At 67.8% G+C, this 17,502-nt stretch carries 17 protein-coding genes; 9 read left to right on the top strand and 8 right to left on the bottom strand.

What is annotated here, in order from left to right:
- Positions 1 to 135: 135 nt before the first annotated feature.
- The 8 genes from ACRDTB_RS05375 to ACRDTB_RS05340 form a co-directional block, all read right to left on the bottom strand.
- Positions 136 to 1,395, bottom strand: coding sequence for a tyrosine-type recombinase/integrase (locus ACRDTB_RS05375; protein ID WP_431428824.1), 1,260 nt, complete (start codon positions 1,393 to 1,395; stop codon positions 136 to 138).
- A complete protein-coding gene (locus ACRDTB_RS05370; protein WP_431428823.1) occupies positions 1,361 to 2,254 on the bottom strand; it encodes a phosphoadenosine phosphosulfate reductase family protein in 894 nt (297 codons plus the stop codon). Before ACRDTB_RS05370 ends, ACRDTB_RS05375 begins: the two co-directional genes overlap by 35 nt.
- A gap of 55 nt (positions 2,255 to 2,309) precedes the next feature.
- Entirely contained in the window at positions 2,310 to 2,855 is a 546-nt protein-coding gene (locus ACRDTB_RS05365; protein ID WP_431428822.1) for an antirestriction protein ArdA, read from the bottom strand.
- An 11-nt stretch (positions 2,856 to 2,866) separates the two neighbouring features.
- On the bottom strand, positions 2,867 to 3,457 hold the full coding sequence (locus tag ACRDTB_RS05360) for a DUF7178 family protein (RefSeq protein ID WP_431428821.1): 591 nt from the start codon (positions 3,455 to 3,457) through the stop codon (positions 2,867 to 2,869).
- Positions 3,454 to 3,861 (bottom strand): hypothetical protein, encoded by a 408-nt coding sequence (locus tag ACRDTB_RS05355; protein WP_431428820.1) that lies wholly within the window; start codon positions 3,859 to 3,861, stop codon positions 3,454 to 3,456. Before ACRDTB_RS05355 ends, ACRDTB_RS05360 begins: the two co-directional genes overlap by 4 nt.
- Before the next feature lie 152 nt (positions 3,862 to 4,013).
- Positions 4,014 to 5,690, bottom strand: a complete 1,677-nt coding sequence (locus ACRDTB_RS05350) for a ParB/RepB/Spo0J family partition protein (protein ID WP_431428819.1) — start codon at positions 5,688 to 5,690, stop codon at positions 4,014 to 4,016.
- A gap of 314 nt (positions 5,691 to 6,004) precedes the next feature.
- Positions 6,005 to 6,418 carry a hypothetical protein gene (locus tag ACRDTB_RS05345; RefSeq protein ID WP_431428818.1) on the bottom strand — a complete coding sequence of 138 codons (414 nt, stop codon included), beginning with the start codon at positions 6,416 to 6,418 and terminating at the stop codon, positions 6,005 to 6,007.
- A 100-nt stretch (positions 6,419 to 6,518) separates the two neighbouring features.
- Positions 6,519 to 6,977 (bottom strand): hypothetical protein, encoded by a 459-nt coding sequence (locus tag ACRDTB_RS05340; RefSeq protein ID WP_431428817.1) that lies wholly within the window; start codon positions 6,975 to 6,977, stop codon positions 6,519 to 6,521.
- Positions 6,978 to 7,561: 584 nt separating this feature from the next.
- Between ACRDTB_RS05340 and ACRDTB_RS05335 the strand changes: the two genes are divergently transcribed.
- The 9 genes from ACRDTB_RS05335 to ACRDTB_RS05295 all read left to right on the top strand — a co-directional run bounded on the left by ACRDTB_RS05335 (position 7,562) and on the right by ACRDTB_RS05295 (position 17,499).
- A complete protein-coding gene (locus tag ACRDTB_RS05335) occupies positions 7,562 to 8,428 on the top strand; it encodes a hypothetical protein (RefSeq protein WP_431428816.1) in 867 nt (288 codons plus the stop codon).
- On the top strand, positions 8,373 to 8,771 hold the full coding sequence (locus ACRDTB_RS05330; protein ID WP_431428815.1) for a hypothetical protein: 399 nt from the start codon (positions 8,373 to 8,375) through the stop codon (positions 8,769 to 8,771). Before ACRDTB_RS05335 ends, ACRDTB_RS05330 begins: the two co-directional genes overlap by 56 nt.
- 70 nt (positions 8,772 to 8,841) lie before the next feature.
- Positions 8,842 to 9,537: a hypothetical protein gene (locus ACRDTB_RS05325; protein ID WP_431428814.1), complete on the top strand. Its 696-nt coding sequence runs from the start codon at positions 8,842 to 8,844 to the stop codon at positions 9,535 to 9,537.
- Positions 9,538 to 9,625: 88 nt separating this feature from the next.
- Positions 9,626 to 11,572 (top strand): hypothetical protein, encoded by a 1,947-nt coding sequence (locus ACRDTB_RS05320; RefSeq protein ID WP_431428813.1) that lies wholly within the window; start codon positions 9,626 to 9,628, stop codon positions 11,570 to 11,572.
- A 74-nt stretch (positions 11,573 to 11,646) separates the two neighbouring features.
- Complete coding sequence (locus ACRDTB_RS05315; protein WP_431428812.1) at positions 11,647 to 13,131, top strand: SCO6880 family protein; 1,485 nt, start codon at positions 11,647 to 11,649, stop codon at positions 13,129 to 13,131.
- A complete protein-coding gene (locus tag ACRDTB_RS05310; RefSeq protein WP_431428811.1) occupies positions 13,128 to 14,741 on the top strand; it encodes a hypothetical protein in 1,614 nt (537 codons plus the stop codon). Before ACRDTB_RS05315 ends, ACRDTB_RS05310 begins: the two co-directional genes overlap by 4 nt.
- Positions 14,742 to 16,562 carry a type IV secretory system conjugative DNA transfer family protein gene (locus tag ACRDTB_RS05305; protein WP_431428810.1) on the top strand — a complete coding sequence of 607 codons (1,821 nt, stop codon included), beginning with the start codon at positions 14,742 to 14,744 and terminating at the stop codon, positions 16,560 to 16,562. It begins immediately after the preceding gene.
- Entirely contained in the window at positions 16,559 to 17,260 is a 702-nt protein-coding gene (locus ACRDTB_RS05300; RefSeq protein ID WP_431428809.1) for a hypothetical protein, read from the top strand. The genes ACRDTB_RS05305 and ACRDTB_RS05300 overlap by 4 nt, the downstream gene beginning before the upstream one ends.
- Positions 17,257 to 17,499, top strand: coding sequence for a hypothetical protein (locus tag ACRDTB_RS05295; protein WP_431428808.1), 243 nt, complete (start codon positions 17,257 to 17,259; stop codon positions 17,497 to 17,499). The genes ACRDTB_RS05300 and ACRDTB_RS05295 overlap by 4 nt, the downstream gene beginning before the upstream one ends.
- The last annotated feature ends 3 nt before the right edge of the window (positions 17,500 to 17,502 follow it).

Here is a 17,502-nt window from a genome sequence, read left to right as displayed (position 1 = left end):
TGGGCAGCAACCGCAGCAGCTCCGCGGCGGGCACGGTGTCGAGCGAGCCGACCCGCTGCACCTCGGACGCCGGGGCCTCCGGCGCCCGGAAATGCCCGAATCGGGCTGGCTCGGCGAGCGGCGCATTGGTGGTGGTCATCGCGGTCCTCCGAACAACACCGCGAGGTCGTCGGGGTTGTAGGCCGTCGCGGACGCCGCCGCCGGGACCGGCGGCACGACGTTGCGGCGCTGGCGGTCGGCCAGGTGTTGGTGCACGCGGCTGATCACCACTTCGGGGTCTTCTTCGAGGTAGGTCTGGGTGGTGGACAGGTGGGCGTGGCCAAGGATCTCCTGGACGTCGCGCACGGAGAGGTTCTTGTCGCGCAGCATCCGCAGCGCACAGGTATGGCGGAGGTCGTGCATCGAGTAGTTCGTGCCGAGCACCTCGTTCAAACGCCGGAACACCGCGCGTAGCGCGTCGTAGTTCAACGGCTGCCGGCCAAGCGAGCCGCTGGAGCGGCGTCGGCGACGCAGTGTCCACCAGATCGGGTCGCTCGGGCCTATCTCGCCGGCTTGGTCGAGGACGAGGCGCAACCAAACGAAGGCGTCGGCGCTGGCGGGGAGCCACTGCTCGGCGCCGGTGCCCTTGCGTCGCACTCGCACCAGCTGCTCACCCCAGTCCAGGTCCGCGCTGCGGATGCCCAACAGCTCGGCCGCGCGGATGCCGTTGCTGATCACGATCGCGACGATGGCCCGGTCGCGATCCGACCGAAGTGCCGCGAACAGCTCGTCCCAGCGTTGGTCGGAGATCACCCGTGGCCGGCGTTTGGGGACCGGCGGGTTGTACCGCAGCTTGCCCTGCGGCCGGAACGGCTCCAGCGGGTTGTGGTGCGCGTTCGGTCGCCGCCCGTTCGTGCGTTCCTGCGGCACCGGGTTGACCAGCGGGCCCTCGCCGCGCTCGATCCAGAACTCGTAGAAGGTGCGCAGTACCGCGTTGCTGTGCCGGACCGTACGAGGCTGATAGCGGTCGTCCAGGTATGTCTTGCGGGTGATCGGGTTGACCGTGCCCGCGGTGGCCGCCGACTTGGTGCGCGCCGACCGGCGGGGCTTGGTGGTGCGCTGCAACCACAGCACGAACTCACGGACCTCGGCCGAGGTAGCTCGGTCCCATTCCACCTCGATGACTATCAGCCACCGCCACCAGCGCAACAGCGCGTACGAGTAGCTGCGGACACTGCCGGCTCGCCGCCCGCGGGCAACGAAATCACGCAGGAACAGCCGGATGGGCTCGACTGGCCGCCCGGCCGCGTCGAGCACCGCGAACGGCACAACAGCATCGGGCGTCGGGGCGACCCACCCCCACTGCGGGAGCCGTATCGCGTCAACCTCGCGCTCGTCCCCGATCTGCAAGTTCATACAGCCTCCTCCAACTCGGCTGCATGAGTCCTATCGAGCGCACGCTCGTCACCAGGGCCGACACGCGGGTGTGTCGCGCCGTAGTCCGGTCAATATTTCGGCGCATGCCCTGGTCGTAGGCCGGGTGGTAGAGAAGGGACTGGGCGTGGATCGTTGACCAGACCTGCGTCTCGGTCAGGTGGTGGATGGGCAGCCAGGTATCCACGATCCGCTTCGTCGTCGCGGTCATGCGATGGCGCTCGAGAATGGGCTTCTTGGCGCGGGCGGTGGACTCCTCGGCACGCATCCCGAGCGCGTAACCGACGCGGATAGGACGGCCAAGTCCCATGGCGTGGGCGAGTTCATCGATGTAGTCCCGCCCGACGGCTGTCTTCAACTCGCTGGTGCAGTAGCGCGCGAAGTGGCCCGGCCACCTGCCTCGCGAGAGGATCCGGTCGAACAGGCTAGGCCACCGAGAGCTGCGGCGGACCGCGAAGGGCACCCCGTACCGCGTGGCCTGGCGACGTGCGACGTCTTCAGCGCCCGGCCACTCGACCAGGTGGCCATTGGGCGTTGAGCCGAGGTCGCAGTGCAGCACCCGAACCTTGTGCAACGCACCAGCGGCATCTGCCTGCCGGCAGACCGTGTCCAGGCACAGAGCAGAGTCCTTTCCGCCTGAGTTGCCGACCACGACAACGTCGTGGGCCTCCCAGTCCAACCCGGCCGCCGCGGCGGTCGCGGACAACGCGGGTTGCACACCACACGGGGTACCGCATGCAGGGCGCGGGCTCTGATAGTTCGTGCGAAGCGATCCTTGCGCGGAGATGGCGTTGGCCATGGCGGTGCCCTGCGGGACCGAGTCAACGACCGTGCTGGACACGGGTCCTCCCATTCGTTGTGGGATGTGGTGGTTCGCCACCGTCGTCGAAGGCGCGTTAGCGATCGGGTGCGAGAACTGTGGTGCCGCGCGCTGAGTCGATGAACTCGTAGCCGTCCATCTGGTGGGCGCGGACGTACGCTTCGGGGTCGAATCGAACCCAGTCGCACGACGCCGTGTGTTGATAGGAGTCGGGGAACAGTTCCTCGAACTCGGACCACGCAAAGTCCACTTCGTTGTCCCAGACCCCGCACAGCCGGTCTGTGAAGTCGGTGACTGATTCCTCGACAGAGTCGTCGCCGCGATCGTTGAGGAATAACGCGAACGCGGCACCGTGCTCGGCGATAGCCGCGGCAACGGCGACAACCCGGGACAGTGAGGTGTACTCGTGGAGCGTGTAGCCGTCGAACCCCTCGTGGTCGTGGATCGCGTAGTCTTCCGCCACGCAGGAAAGTCCGCTTCTGACCGCGGGCGACTCCGCCAGCATCCGGGCAACTTGGGCGGCAACGTCGTCGAGATCTGTTGACCCGTCCAGCGATATCCAGATGCCGTGGAGGATTCCGCAGTTGTAGTCCGCGAGCGACGCGACGTAGATCTCGGGCATGGGATTGCCTTTCATCGGTGGTATGCGACTGCATGTTCGCGTCGCCAGTAGATCCAGGTGGTTGCCTGGACTTCTGCGGGTGTGACGCGCAGACCGAGTTCGGCCGAGAGGCGTTGAGCGGCGCGGCGGTACTTGTCGGCCACCTCGTCGTAGGCTCCGGCTCGGCGCAGGTGAGTGCTCCGAAGCTTGTCGCCAAGCACTCGGCCCGCCGCGATGTCGATCGCGTGCCGGTCGACCACGACCGCTGCTGGCTCGGCAGGATCAGCGATCGTCTTCCAAAACGCGCGAACCTTTGGACCACTGACGATGGACTCGGGGTCGACGCCAGCGAGAATCCTGCGGGCCTTGCGCGCGTTGGATCCGAGAGTCCGTACTGGCTGTCCGGAGTAGAGGTTGCGGGCTTCCGCAACGTTCCGCGGCCAGGACAGCAACGGCGACAGGACAGCGATCACCGCTGCGGCCCGAGCGGGATCGGCAGGGTCGAGCGCTACCGCGATCTGGTGCGCCGAGGCATACCAGCCCTGTCCTACGGCGCGATCAACGGGAGTCGCAGCACGAAAAACTCGTGTGATGTTACGAGTGGACACCGAAAAGGCGCTCATAGGCGGACGCCGCCGTCTGTGCAGGGGCACCAGGGCGTCTCGGTCCACCCGTCAGACCCACACCACTTCCGTACAAAGTGGATTTCGTAGGTGTAGAACCCGGGGTCGTCTTCGCAAGGGGACGGCTCGGGTTCCGTCGCGGCGTAGGTTCCGTCACCGTGGTCTTCGAATCCGGGCGACAGCTCGCTGAGGGCGGCGAGTACGTAGTCCCGAACCATCTCGTCGTAGGAGTCGTAGTACGGCGCCACAACGGTTTCCGCCCAGTCAACGACCGGACGGATGTCGTTGCGGGATTCCCAGAACGAGGTACGGCCCTGCGTGGGGTCAACCCAACCGTGGCTGTCGCGCTGGTCGCCGGTGAATTCTGACCGTGTTCCGGTCATGAAGGCATAGATGTGACTCATGAGGGTCTCCAGTGGCGATGTCGCACGCGGTCGTCGGCGACGAATCGACGGAGTGAGGGAGTGAGGTGGTGTAACGGCGACGGCTGGTGCGCACACCGAAGGCACGTGGCATACGCACCAGCCGTCTGTTGCTGGCGTGAAAGGCTGCGGCGTCAGGCAGCGACCGGGTCGTCCGTCATCTCGGCGACATCAAGGTCGGTGTCGTCCAGGTCGGCGTCCGCGAGGACATCGTCGTCCAGGTCATCGGTTGACGACTCGTCCTCGTCGTGGACAAGGTCCGTCGCGCTGGAGTCGAGTGGCTCGTCTTGTTCGTCGTCTGTGTCTGCGGCGGTGTCCGGTTCGGGGGCTGCGGGTGCGGCGGCCTGGAGGTGCGGCCAGTCCTTCTTGTCCGCGTCGGGGTCGAGAACCAGCTGTTCGGCGATGTTCTTCGGAATCTTCGTTCCCCACAGGTCGACCAGCAGCTGGAAGTAGATGCGGTCGTTGTTCGTCGGTCCGCGCCAGGTGTTCTTCGCGTACGCGAGGTCGTAGGTGACCTCGAACGCGGCCAGCAGGAACGCGAGATTGATCATCGTCGCACGGTCGGCGGTGGCGCGCCGCAGCTTCGTGGCGAGCTTGGCCTGCTTGCCGCGCTTGGTCGTGAACCCCAGGAGCTCGTAGGCGAGTGCCTTGCCCTTCGGGGTGTGCTCGATCGCGCCGTTGTACGTGGCGAGAGCGATGTGGTGCTGAACGCGCGCTGGCAGCTCGTCCGCCGCGAGCAGCTCGGCGAGCTTCTTGCGCCGGACAGGGATCGCGGCGAGCCACTTCTTGTTGTTCCGAACGACCCGGTTGTGCTCGGCCTTCTCGGCTGCGCTCCGCTTGCCCTTGCGCGCTCCCGAACTGTACGAACCGCTCCCCGCAGCCGCGGAGCGAACGTGGCCTCGGATCTCCCAGTGGCGGCACCAATACTGAACGCGGGGCTCACTGTCGTAGTAGGCCGTGATCACACGGGCCGAGTGCCCAGAGCATGCCTTGTGCGCGTCGAGGTCGTTGGAAAGCCGACTCTTCCGTTCCTTGTCCTCGAACAGGTCCGCGAGCCGCTGGGAGGATGCGACTTCGTGGTCCTCGAGAATGTGCACGTTGTCCGCACGCAGCTTCTCGATCAGCTCGTCCCGGGCGATGCGCGTGGCACGTTCCTGCTGCAGCTCCGACACGGTGTGGTCGAACGTGTCCGGGTCCTCGGCAAGGGTCGTGTTGAGACGGTCGCAGGCGTCCGGGTCGTCGCCGAACTCGGCGAACGCGTCAGCCTGCTCGAAGGACAGCTGACGGTTCTCCGCGAGAGCATTGCGGGCCATCGCGTTCGCGTGCACACGACGGCCGGCCCTGACCATTTCGGCGGGGATGCTGAGCTGAGCGGCGATCTCCTCGTCGCCGAGGCCGTCGAGGGCCATCTGCTCGAGGATCTCGACCTTCTCGATCGCCGAGAACCCCTTGCGCTGCTCGTTGAAGATCCACATCTCGCGCAGCCACGCGTGGTCGGACTCGTCGGTCAGGTCCGTGATGATCACCGGCATGACCAGTGCCTCGGCGGCGCCCTTCGGAACGTCCTCGTCGATGTGCTCGATGAGGGCGAGGGCGCGCTGGTGCCCATCGTGCATGCGCACGCCGTCCGTGATCGGGTGTACGACGGCCGGCTGAAGCACCCCGTGCTTGCCGACGCTGTCGACGAGGTCGGGGTTCTCGCGTTTGATGTCCTCGATGGTGCGCGCGTTCTTGTCCAGCAGGATCGTGCGGGGATCCATCAGCTCGAACCGAGTGTTGGTCCAGCGCGAGTGGGAAAGCATGGTGGTCATCGGTGGCATGTCCTTCCGTGGAGCGTGGAGGAATGCCCATCCCGGATTTCGCGGCCTCGATCTGCCGCTCGACCCTCAGCACGCTGTTGGCGTGGCCGCTGGTCGAGTGTGGGAGGGCGCAACCGCAAGGGACTACAGCGCAGCGGGTGTCAAACCCCCGCGCTTTTTGGGGGTTTGACACCCGCTGAGGTGTCGTCCACGCTGTAGCGCCCCTCCCACACGGGCGGCGGCCACGCGTGCGCTCCTACCGACTGCACGCCATACCTACCCCAGGCCAAGGACGGTCGCGCCTGAGCCTCGCGGGATGTTCGCGGTCAGGATGTCGGTGGTCCGTCCATGTCGAGGATCGGGCGGAGTCCGGTGGCGGCGGCGGTGGCGTACATGACGCCGTCGTTGACGGTGAAGGTGTGCTGCACGCCGTGGACGCGGTCGCAACCTCGTCGGGAGGCTTCACGGGCGAGTTCGTCGAAGATGGTGGTGAGCAGGGCTGACGGGTCACCGACGTGCGCGGTCCCGGTCACGTAGACGAAGACAGGCTCGTGGCTTGCCGTGATGTCGTATGGGGTGGGTGTTGTCGCCAGCGGCGCGGCCTGGGCGAAGTCGTGGCGGGTGTGCGGCACCGGCTGTGGCGCTGGGCCAATCGCAGCACCCGGCCCGACACCCGGCCTGACGTCAGGCCGCGGCTGGGGCGGGCCTGCCGAATCGGCACGGTTGCGGCGTTCCCACATGACGTGGTGTCCCTTCAATCAAGGGCTCGACGATAACGGAGCGCAGTTGATGACCGACGGGCTTGATAACCGACGATGTCGATGATCGTCGGTGTGTGCGTCAATCCGGTGATGGTCGTTGTCGCTTCGCCTCGGCCAACCGTTCGATCATGTTGCGGATGAAGCCCAGGTCGGCGGGGTCGAGCTGAGCGAGTTCGCGCAGGTGCACGCCGTGGGCCTCGAGTTCTTTGATCGCCGCCACGGTCTCGAGGTCTTCGGCGACTCCTCGGGCATAGGCGTCGTCGTGAAAATATCCGGGTTTGACGTCGAAGAAGTCCGCGATGGCCGCGAGCCTGTCCAGGCCGGGCTTGCCGACCTTGCCGTGGCGCAGCTGTGAGACCCAGTAGCGCGAGCACCTCTGGCCGGTGACGTCGCGGACGTGATTGGCCACTTCCTCGTCGGTGTGCTTGCGGCCGTCCGGCCGCTTGATGTCGGCGAACAACGTGTTCAGCCGGCGCGCGACCTCGTCGGCCGGCGTCTCCGCTGGTGTCGTCACCGGCGAGGACTCTTGCTGGTCCACAGCCCCTCCACGAACGCTAGGCGGGAGGATGAGCAACCAGAATGCTCGGAAACCTTGACATTCCGGTGGCGTCACCTAGTCTCGTCAGTGTCGAATGATAGTGGATGGCCACATTAGAGGGAAGGTGGCCACGCCGGTCGAGGGTCGCACGGGAGGGCGATCCCGGCCACGGCTCCATGCCAGGCCCGCACGATGGGGGATGCGATGAACGATCACGGTTGGCTGCCCACCAGGAGGGCAGGTGACGGCACGCTCGTCGGTAGCGCGGCCGGTCACGCGGCACGGGAGGTCGCGTGATGAGCCCATTCGACCAGGCCGGGGCCGGGCGGTCTGATAGGGAGGATCGGACCGCCCGCCCCGGCCGACCACCTGCCCGCCACCGCGAGGACGCTCCACAAGACGACGTGGCCCCGCACGCGGGCGAGCGACCAGCAGACCTCACGCCGGCAGCGACGGACTCCGTTGACGAGCAGACACCCGATCAAGCCGCCGGCAGGTCGGCGCCACAGGCAGACCAGCGCACCGCCGACGATGCCCGAACCCAGGAGCCGGTCGGAGTCCCCAACCGGGCCAACGAAGCCCGGGTGCGACTGATGCCCCGCGGATGGCCAGGGAAACAGACGGCGTCACTCTGGGAACGGCTGGCACAGCCGCGGCCGCCGCTGCCGATCCTCGTCGGTGGCGCCGAGGGCGGCGTCGGCACCAGCACGGTCACCGCTCTGCTGGCCGAGCTGATCGCCGCCGCCTCCCCCGGCCCGACCATCGCGGTCGACCAGTGCGGCACCGCGTGGGGTTCGTTAACGCGGCGCCTGGTAGGCCAACAGGTGGGGCTGCGAGCCGGGCTTGCGCGCACCCTGCTGGGTGAGCACGTCGACCCGCACGAAGTGATCTCCATGGCGCCCACGACGTCCGCCGGCGCCGCACTGATCGACGACCGCGCCGGGTACACCTCGCTGCACGACCTGCTCCGCCTGATCTCGGTGACCTCCGGCGCGATTACCGTCGACGCCGGACGTGTCGACAACGTGTTCGCCGCGCGACTCGATCTGCAGCCCGTGGTCGTCGTGGTCGGCCGTGCGGACGTGATCGGTGCGGAGGCGGCATGCGCCGCCGTCACGTTCCTGCGGGAACACACCACGCGGGCACGGTTACCGGCAGAACCGCTCGTGGTGCTCTCGTCCGTCGGCGCCACCGGGTCGTTGACCGAACGGCGGCGTTCACAGGCGGCCACCACACTCGTGACCGCTACCGGAATCAGCCATCTGGTGCACCTCCCCCATGACCCACGGTTGGCCGCTGGCCAGCCGCTGCGGTTGGACCAGGTGGGTAAGTCAACCGCGATCGCTGGGATGCGCATGGCATCGGTGGTCGGACATATCCAGGGGGAGATCTATCGTGCTTACCGACGTCCTGCAGCATCTGCTGCCGCTGCTGGATCAACTGCACGGTGACCATCAGCAGCACCTCGTCCACCAGGCTGTCGGGCTGGTCCTGAACCAGCCGTCACCCCAGCCGCCGCCGGGTGGCCCCGATTTCTCAAATATCACTCCGGATTCACGGGGCGTGCCGAAATCGGGGGTGATGTATACGATCGCCCAGGTGATTCTGTTCTTCGGACTCGGGATCTGCTTTCTTGTCCTGCTGTTCGGCATCATCACCTGGGTGGGCGGGCACATCGCGGGCGGCATGCACTTGTCGCAGAACGCGAAAACCAACATGATCCGCGCCGGATTCGGCGGTATCGGATTGACCGCCGCCGGCGGAATCTGGTCATGGATCACCGCCGTCAGCTGATTGACGCAGCCACTTGAACGACTAGTTGATCACGCGATCAATCCGACTCCGACAAGACGAGGGAGTTGTCGTGCGCAAAAACAGGACCACTGGGTATAGTCCGACGAATTCGCATCTGCGGTTCCGCCGGATTGTTACCGGTGTCGCGGCAGTGGTCGTCATAGGGCTCGTCGCGGGCGCGTTCGCGCTTGGTCGCGCGTCCACCGGCGAGACCGACACACCGCAGGCACAGCCCGTCGCGGCGCGGATGGAGCACGGCATCCCGGTACCCACTCGTCACTCGGTGGCGGGCGCCGCCACGGCCGCGATCAACTTTCAGGTCGCCGGTTTCCGGGTCGCGGCCGGGACGGTGGACGGGTCTGCAGCGGCCTCGACCCTGCTGGCCTCTGACGCGGACGAGGGCGCCCGCCAGGCGCTCGAAGCACCCACGGCTGACGACGACCAACTCGCCGAAACCCGCACCACGTTCGCTCCACTGTCGACCGTCGTGGTCGCCTATGGGGACGACCGTGCGGAGATACAGGTGTGGGGCGTTGCCGCGACCTCGTCGCAGGCGAACCCCGTACCGGGCGGGATGGCCACGTGGGGCCGCTCGACCATCACGGTGATGTGGGACGGCCGCCAGTGGCGCGTCGACACCATGTCCTACGAGCGTGGTCCGTGGCCGGTGCGCGCGGACGAGCGGCTGGTGGATTCCGAGGGAGACTTCGGCTTCCGGTTCAGAGAGCTGACCGACACCGGGTGGAGCTATGTTCCGGAACCGTAGCGCCCACTCCGTCGACGACGTTTCCGGCAGCGCTGGTCCGGATCGCGCATCACACCGAGGGCTATTGCGGAGGGTCAGCGCCACCCTGGTGGTCCTGTTCGGGCTCCTGCTGGTGCAGGGTCCGTCCGCCGCGGCCGATCCGGTTGATCCGGCAACGGTGCCGGCGCATCTGCGGCAGTACGTTCCGGACAGCGCGGAGTGGCAGACCTCGCCGTGGATGAGGTCCGAAGCCTGCCGTGAACACGGGGGTGACTGGTCCACTTACACCGCCTACCTGATCAAGGACTTCCCCGATCTGCTGGAGTTCTTCCAACCGGACTTCGCGGGCACGGACGACAACGCTGGACCGCGCAAGGATCTCCTGGTCCGGGGGTATCGCGATCTCGCGGTGAACCTGACCGTCCCCAGTGGATACTGCATCGACCAAATGAAGCGGTGGGCGAAGCCGAACCCGACGTTCCAGCCGTTCGGATTCGAGTGGGGCAACGTCGACACCGGGAGCGACCATGGCGTGCGCCCGTGGTCGAGGTGCAGCAGGACCGATCAGGGCGGTGCGCCGGACGCCGTGGCGCCGTGCCGGGGCTTCTATATCTCCTGTGACGGTGCGATAACCCAGCAGGACGACCAGTCCTGCCAGGCGTGGAACGCCTTCTCCGACGACTACGTGCAGCGCATGAACACGGTGCTGCACAAGGCATTCACCCAGTACGCCGTCGTGGTGGACGGCCGCGAACAAACCAGAACCTGTTACGGGTGCAAGAGTCCGGCCGAGGTCGCGCAGGAATTCTTGAACTGGGTCGCCAAGAAGGGAATGGAGCAGGTCACCAGTTTCATCGTCTCAGGCATCACGAAACTGTGGGCCGTCTTCATGACGATCGCCGTGGACTACTCGTCCCCGAACCTCGGCGGCGCCGCGTTCGCGTCGGTGTACAACCTGATCGCGGGTATCGCTCTCGCACTCGCGTTCCTCGGCTGGCTGGTGACGCTCGCCACCTCATGGAAACGTGGGCGCCTCCAGTTCTCGCTACTCGGCGGCATCAAGGCCGCGGTCGGCGTCACCTTGGCGGGAGTCGGCGCGATCTTGATGTTGCAACTTGCCGACGAGTGCACCATGTCGTTGATTTCCGCCGGCGGTGACATCGCCCAGCAAGCGGATTTCACAACGAGTCTTGTCAAAGCCAACCCGCTGGTCGCGATCCTCGTCGGACTGATCGCAGCGGTATCACTGCTGTTCGCGATCGTCTTCTTGGTCCTCAGCCCCGCGTTGGTCGAGATGTGGGCTCTGTTCGGCGCGGCGGCCGCGGCGGGACAGGTGCATGAGACGACCGCTGACTGGGTGTGGAGGTGGGCCGCCCGCCTGACCGCGTTGGCATGGGCCAAGTTCTTCATGGTCGGCGTGATGTTGCTGGCGCAGGCGTTGCTGATGCCGCTGGAACCCGGCGAGGACCCAGCCCGCCAGGTGGTCGACGTCGTGCAAGGACTCGCGCTGTGCCTGGTGCTCGTGCTGTGCCCGTGGCTGTTGTGGGAACTGGTCGATTTCATTGGCGACCGCGTCGGCGGGCCGGCGGCCAGCGGCGGCACAGCCAGCCGAGGCGCGAGCACGGGAACCAGGCGTGGCGCGTCGATGACCGGAAGTGCGGTGCGAACCGCCGTCACCGCCATGGTTTCCACCGCCGCCGACATCGGCCGGGGGTGGAGAGACGGGAACTCGACAGGACAAACCGGAAGTGGTCGCAACGCCGGCTCGACACCCACTCCGCGACCAGAAAACCACTCTGACCCGCGCACCGGCGGTGCCGGAACCGGCGACACGACACCGGGGACCTCTTCTGGGCAAAGTCACCAGCCGGGCCAGGTGACGTCCGTGGGCAGCGGCGGCGGGAACGACGAGATTCCCACGGCCAAGCCACCGGCCAACCTCGGCAGGGTCGTGGCCAGCTCGCAGTCAGCGACCCGGCAGCCGGCCACGAATCCGACCTCCCCGGCGCGCGAATCGACCACCGTGAACAGCCCAACCCGGCCACCACCGCCATAGGCGACACACCCGGGGGCGGGACAAGCACGCGCTAGCCAGAAACGAGAAACACACAACGAACGGGGGAAGAGACGGTGGAGGAGGAGTACTCGTTTCCGCCACGGCGGACCAACGGGGTGATCGGGAAACTCGGCCTCGGGCAACTGGTCGCGATCGTAGTCGCGATCGCGCTGCCATGGCTGGGGATCCAGACCGGGTCACCGGTCGCGTTCGCGGTCCTGCTAGCGGCCGGTGGACTGCTGGTGTGGGTGTCGTTCATGCGGATCGGCGGCCGCTACGTCACCGAATGGGCCCGACCCGTGGCTGGCGCGGTGTGGTCACGGCTGCGCGGCAGCCACGTGTACCGGGGCGCGGTGTTCGGCCCGAACAGCCTCGCGCACCGCATGGACCTGCCCGGTGACCTCGCCTCGATGCGGATGATCTCCGCTCCCAACCCGGACGGCCGCAGCCGCATCGGGCTGGTCCTCGACGAGGCGACCCACACGGTGACCGCGACGCTGCTGACCGAGGGGACGCCGATCATCCTGGAGGAGTCCAGCGAACAGCAGGCTCGGCTCGCCGACTGGGAAGCGGTGATGGAGTCCACGTGCGACGAGGACACCGCCATCGCCCGCTGGCAACTGCTGTTCCGCTCGATGCCGGACGCCACCAACATGGCCCAGCAGTACTACGCGGACAAGGTCACCGACCGGGACACACTCCCGGCGCAGGCGTTACGGGAACTGGTGTCGCAGGCCGCGCCCGTCGCGCAACGCCACGAAGTGTTCGTCGCTGTCGCGTTCAACCTCCAGCGGCTGGCCGCCGACATCAAAGCCAGCGGCGGCGGCGACGAGGCGATCGGCGTGGTGGTCGTCGAGCGGCTCGCCGAACTGCAACGCCAGATCATCGAAGCGCGGATCCCGGTCCGCGGCTGGTTGTCCCCCGCACACTTCGCCGCAGTGATCCACACGCAGTTCGACCCGGATTCCCTTCCGCTGTACGACTTGCAGTCCGGTGAGCGGCACGAGTTGGACCCGCGCACCGCCGGCCCGAGCGCGACCGAGCGGCAGTGGCGCGCCTACCTGCACGACTCCGCGGTGTCGAGCACGGTCTGGGTGCACGAGCTACCGCGCCGGCCGGTGAAAGCGGGCTGGTTGACACCGCTGCTGCAACAGTCCGACATCCGCCGCTCGATCTCCCTCGTGGTTGAACCGTTGTCGCCCGCGCGGGCCGAACGGTCCATCAACAACCAGCGACTCGCGGCCGCTGGCTCGATCTACATGAAACAGAAGCACGGCCTCGTGGTCGACGCGCGCACGGAGAGAGAACTCGACGCCGCGCAACGTCTCGACGACGAACTCGCCACGGGCGCGGGGTACTTCCGGTACTCGATGTTCGTGTGCTGCTCCGCCCCCGACACCGAGCAACTGCGACGAGCGGTCACCTCGGTACGGCGGCGACTCACCCGAGTGCGGTGCTCAACCATGGTGCTGTACGGGGAGCAGGACCAAGCGTTCTTCGCCGGCGCGCTCCCCCTCGCCCGCGGGCTGGCGCCGATGCGGGGGTTGACCGGATCATGACCGCCCCCCGCCGCGACGCACCGAACCCCGAGGTGTCAGACCTGCGTCATCCGGACACACTTCCAGCCGGGTTGCTCGAGGACATCCGTCGGCGGGCGCTCGCCCGTGACAGCGACCGGTCCCCACTGGGCAGTGAATCGCGCGACCGTCGCGAGCAGCGCCAGCGGAACGATGGGCCTCGGCGCGACCGCCACGGCGCGCACGGTGCGGGATCAGGTCGGCTGGCGCACCGGATGCGGGTCCCGGCGCACACGGCCAGCAGCGGGGTGCTGCGGACCTGGTACCCGTGGATCATGGACCCCGGTTTGGGGGTGCCGGGCGCCTACATCGGGATCGACCTCTACAGCCGCGCCAGCTTCTTGTTCGACCCATGGGAGCTGTACGCTGCCGGCGCGATCACCTCCCCCAACGGGCTGATCATCGGCGAGATCGGTTCGGGCAAGTCCGCGCTCATGAAGTCGCTGATCGTCCGGTTCCTGGCGGCCGGTATCCCGTTCTCCTGGGTGGACATCAAGGACGAGTACACCGAACTCGCCCACCACCTCGGCGTGGAGCCCCTGCGGCTAGGTCCTGGTCTCGGGGTCCGGCTCAACCCGCTCACCGCGCACCGCCGCCACCCCCAGCAAACCGAGATCGAATGGCGCGGCGCGGTGAAAGCACGACGCCTCGCCCTGCTGGAAGGGCTGATCCACGTGCGGCTCGACCGCGCGCTGTCCATGACCGAACGCACCGCCGTCGAACTCGCCCTCGACACCTGCACGGGCCAGCTCGCCGGCAGCGCCCGCGCCGAGCTGACGCCCGCGTCGTTGCCGGGCGTGGTGGCCAACCTGACCGCGACCGACGCCTGGCGCGACGAACTGACCGAGCGCGGCATCACCGCCACCCAACTGCTCGACGAGTCCCGCGACGCCCGGCTCGCCTTGCACGGCCTGGTCGGCGGCGCCTTGGCGGGCATGTTCGACTCCACAGAGGACAACACCCGGTTCCTGGACTTCGACGCGCCCGGGACGATCCTGAACCTGCACGCCGTGCGCACCGACCAAGCGGTGACCGTCATGTCGATGGTGTGCGCCCAGTCCGCCATGGAGGCGGAGCTGATGCGCCCGGACGCGCGGCCCCGGCTGGTCGGCTACGACGAAGCCTGGCTGGCGATGCGCTACGTCCCTCTACTTCGGCGGTTCCAAGAGCAGTACAAGCTCGCCCGCGCGTTCGGGATCTGCAACCTGATGGCCGCCCACCGCCTGACCGACTGGAACGCCGTCGGCGCACACGGATCCGAGGCCGCCCGCCTGGCACGAGGGTTATTGGAGGACACCGGGTTCAAGATCGTGTACCGGCAGGTCGAAGCGTCACTGGAACTCACGCGCGACCTGCTCGGCCTCACCGACGTGCAGACCGCCCTGCTGCGCTATCTGCGCAAGGGCAGCGGCATGTGGCTGCTCGGGCAACGGGCGTTCGTGGTCCAGCACCTGCTGTCCAGCATCGAGGAACCCTGGGTGCAGACCGACTCCCGCATGCGCCCCACCGGAGGCGAACCCGCCAGCGACATCACTGACGGCCTGTCTGACGACGAGTGGGAAGCGCTGCTCGACGAACCGGGGGTGTCCTGAATGGCCACCAGTCCACGGTCCCGCCGATCCCGTCGACAGGTCGTGCGCGCGCTCCACCGCGAGGAAGCCGCCGGCATCGCCCTGGGCGCAACACTGGCGCTGTTCATCTCCCTCGGGCTGGCCGGGCAGTTGGCGTCGCTGGTGACCGGGCAAGGGTGGCCCAGCTGGCGCGGCCACGGAATCCAACCCGTCCTCGACGTGCTCGCGCACCCCGGTGACCCGATGCGCACCTGGCCGGGACTCCCCGCCGACCCGCCGTCGAGTCCGTCGAGCCCGGTGTACTGGCTGGTGTTCGCCGGCCTGGTCACCGCGCTCACCGCCGCCGCCTGGGTCCTCGTGCGGCTGCTGCTGGGCGCCCGGTCAGCACCGGGCTTTGCCGCACGCCGCGACGTCGCCAAACGTCTCGGCGCGCAGGCGTTGGTCCAGCAAGCACCGCGCCTGCGCCCCCGGCTGGTGGCCATCACACCGCGGCCGACCGCGGTCCAGGTCGGGACGTGGCGAGGACGGGATGTGCACACCGGCGTGGACTGCTACTCCTCGGTCCGCCAATCCACCTACGTCCTCGGCCCTTCCGAGTCCGGCAAGACCAGCGCCGTGGTCATCCCCGAAGCCTTGGATCACGACGGTCCGCTGCTGGCACCGTCCAGCCGGGCCGAGGTGATCGCCGCGACCTGGAAGGCCCGACGCGAGCGGGGCAACGTGCTGCTGTTCGACCCGCTCCAGCAGGCCGCAGCACTGCCGTTGTTGCGGTGGGATCCGGTGCAGGACTGCGCCGACCCCACCGTGGCCATGCGCCGCGCCCAAGCGCTGATGTCCTCGGTGGACATGAGCGGTGTGGAGAACGGCAACGCCTGGAAAAGCCGTGGCCAAGCCATCCTGCGCAACCTGCTGCACGCCGCCGCGGTGTCCGGCGGTGACATCCGCACCGTGCTGCGCTGGTCGTTCGACCAAACCAGCCACGAACCCGTCGCCGCGTTGCGGCGCAGCACGCTCGTACCCCCGCAATGGGTCGACCAGCAGCACCAGGTCATCAACACCCCGGAACGGCAACGCGCCGGCTACTACATGCCCGTCGAAGGCGCGATGGACCCGTTCATGCACCCCGCCGTCCTCCACACCTGCACCCCGCATCCGGATGAGCACTTCGACACGATGAGCTTCTTCTTCGATTCCTCCGGCCAGTCCACTGTGTACCTGCTGGCCCAACGAGGCCAGGCCGTCGGTGTCCTCGACCTGCTCGCCGCGCTCATGGAAGACGTGCTGCACCACGCGCGGGACCTCGGCCAGTTCAGCGACAACAACCGCATCGACCCACCGCTGAAGCTGCTCGTCGACGAGGCGCCGAACACCGCCACCCTCACCCAGCTCCCGGATCTGATCTCCGACGGCGGCGGCCGCGGCATCCCGACCACCATGGTCGTCCAGGACCGCGCCCAGGCGATCGACCGGTGGGGGCTGCACGCCGCCCAGAGCATGTGGGGCGCGGCCACCCTTCGGATGGTCCTGCCCGGCGTGGCTGGGCAGGACGAGATGCGGGAGATCGCCGCCTACTTCGAGGACTTCGACGAGGAGATCCCATCCTTCACCCGCTACCCATCCTCCGGTGTCTCCGAACAACGCAGTCTGCGCACCAGGACGGGGATGTCTCCCGCCGAAGTCCGGTCGCTGCCGAATTATCACGCGCTGCTGATCGCCGCCGGCGGGCTGCGCCCGGTGATGACTGAGCTCACGCCCTACTACCAGCGCGCTGACGCGGCGAGCACCGCCGCCGCGGAACGCGAGTTCTTCGGCGCGCTCAACGAGGGACGGATCCTGACATGACCCCCACCGGTAGCACCCCCGCCGACCGTGGGCCACACGACCGCCCCGAACCGGCAGGCACGCCCGCGCCGCTGGCCGACCAGGTCCAGGCCGCGCTCGACGTGTGCGACGAAGTCGTCACCGTGCTCGACGACGTGGTACGCCGTGTGACGGTCCTGGAGGACCAGCGACACGGCGGTGCCGGGCCGGAGAACCGCGCGCACTACCGCTTCGAGTTCTACCCACCGGCCGAGACCACCGACGACGAAGGCGCCCAGCTGAAGAAGGTCCTGGACGCGTGGCAGCGCCTGGATGACTGGGTGAGCTGGCTCGTCGCGACCTACAAGCTGACCAGCGTCATCCCACCCTGCTGGCCAGAACATCCCAGTCTGCGCGAAGAACTCATCGGACTGCGCGTGGCATGGGCGGGCGCCTGGACCCCCGGAAGCTCGCACGAGGCCATCGTCATCTGGCACGAGAAACTCTTCAACGCCCGCGCCCGCATGCTCGACGGCAACTGGGGATGCCCTCGATGCGACGGCCGCCACGACGACACCGGTGTCGAACTCACCGAGACCTACCACGCCTGGACCGACGACCCCCGACGCTCCCACTCGCTCATCACCGCCCGAGACCGATCAATCGCGACCGTACGCGCACAGTGGACAGTCCAAGCCGCGAGTCAGTCCGCGCGTCAGGATGCGGGTGACGCCCGATGACCGTCTGGACCTACGCGCTGCTGATGCAACTGCGGCACCGGATCGCGGAACTCCGCGCGGCCCTCGGCGAACCAAGCAGCGACGCCGACCCCGCGCTACTCGCCGAACTAGCCCGTCAGCACGCCGCCGCCCACAACCTCGGCGAAGACCCCGGGTACGACCCGACCTACGACCCGGCGCACGATCCCTACCGCGCCCCCGAACATGACCCATACGCCGACCACGGGCCGGGGGTGTGAGCC

The organism is Actinophytocola sp. (assembly GCF_050699935.1).
Lineage (GTDB): Bacteria > Actinomycetota > Actinomycetes > Mycobacteriales > Pseudonocardiaceae > Actinophytocola.
This window is presented reverse-complemented; position numbering and strand designations above follow the sequence as displayed.

What these genes read in the sequence shown, in the direction of transcription:
- ACRDTB_RS05345 (WP_431428818.1), bottom strand. Translation starts at nt 6,418, where the DNA reads ATGTGGGAACGCCGCAACCGTGCCGATTCGGCAGGCCCGCCCCAGCCG.
- ACRDTB_RS05300 (WP_431428809.1), top strand. Translation starts at nt 16,559, where the DNA reads ATGACCCCCACCGGTAGCACCCCCGCCGACCGTGGGCCACACGACCGC.
- ACRDTB_RS05310 (WP_431428811.1), top strand. Translation starts at nt 13,128, where the DNA reads ATGACCGCCCCCCGCCGCGACGCACCGAACCCCGAGGTGTCAGACCTG.
- ACRDTB_RS05365 (WP_431428822.1), bottom strand. Translation starts at nt 2,855, where the DNA reads ATGCCCGAGATCTACGTCGCGTCGCTCGCGGACTACAACTGCGGAATC.
- ACRDTB_RS05355 (WP_431428820.1), bottom strand. Translation starts at nt 3,861, where the DNA reads ATGAGTCACATCTATGCCTTCATGACCGGAACACGGTCAGAATTCACC.
- ACRDTB_RS05360 (WP_431428821.1), bottom strand. Translation starts at nt 3,457, where the DNA reads ATGAGCGCCTTTTCGGTGTCCACTCGTAACATCACACGAGTTTTTCGT.
- ACRDTB_RS05350 (WP_431428819.1), bottom strand. Translation starts at nt 5,690, where the DNA reads ATGACCACCATGCTTTCCCACTCGCGCTGGACCAACACTCGGTTCGAG.
- ACRDTB_RS05295 (WP_431428808.1), top strand. Translation starts at nt 17,257, where the DNA reads ATGACCGTCTGGACCTACGCGCTGCTGATGCAACTGCGGCACCGGATC.
- ACRDTB_RS05375 (WP_431428824.1), bottom strand. Translation starts at nt 1,395, where the DNA reads ATGAACTTGCAGATCGGGGACGAGCGCGAGGTTGACGCGATACGGCTC.
- ACRDTB_RS05305 (WP_431428810.1), top strand. Translation starts at nt 14,742, where the DNA reads ATGGCCACCAGTCCACGGTCCCGCCGATCCCGTCGACAGGTCGTGCGC.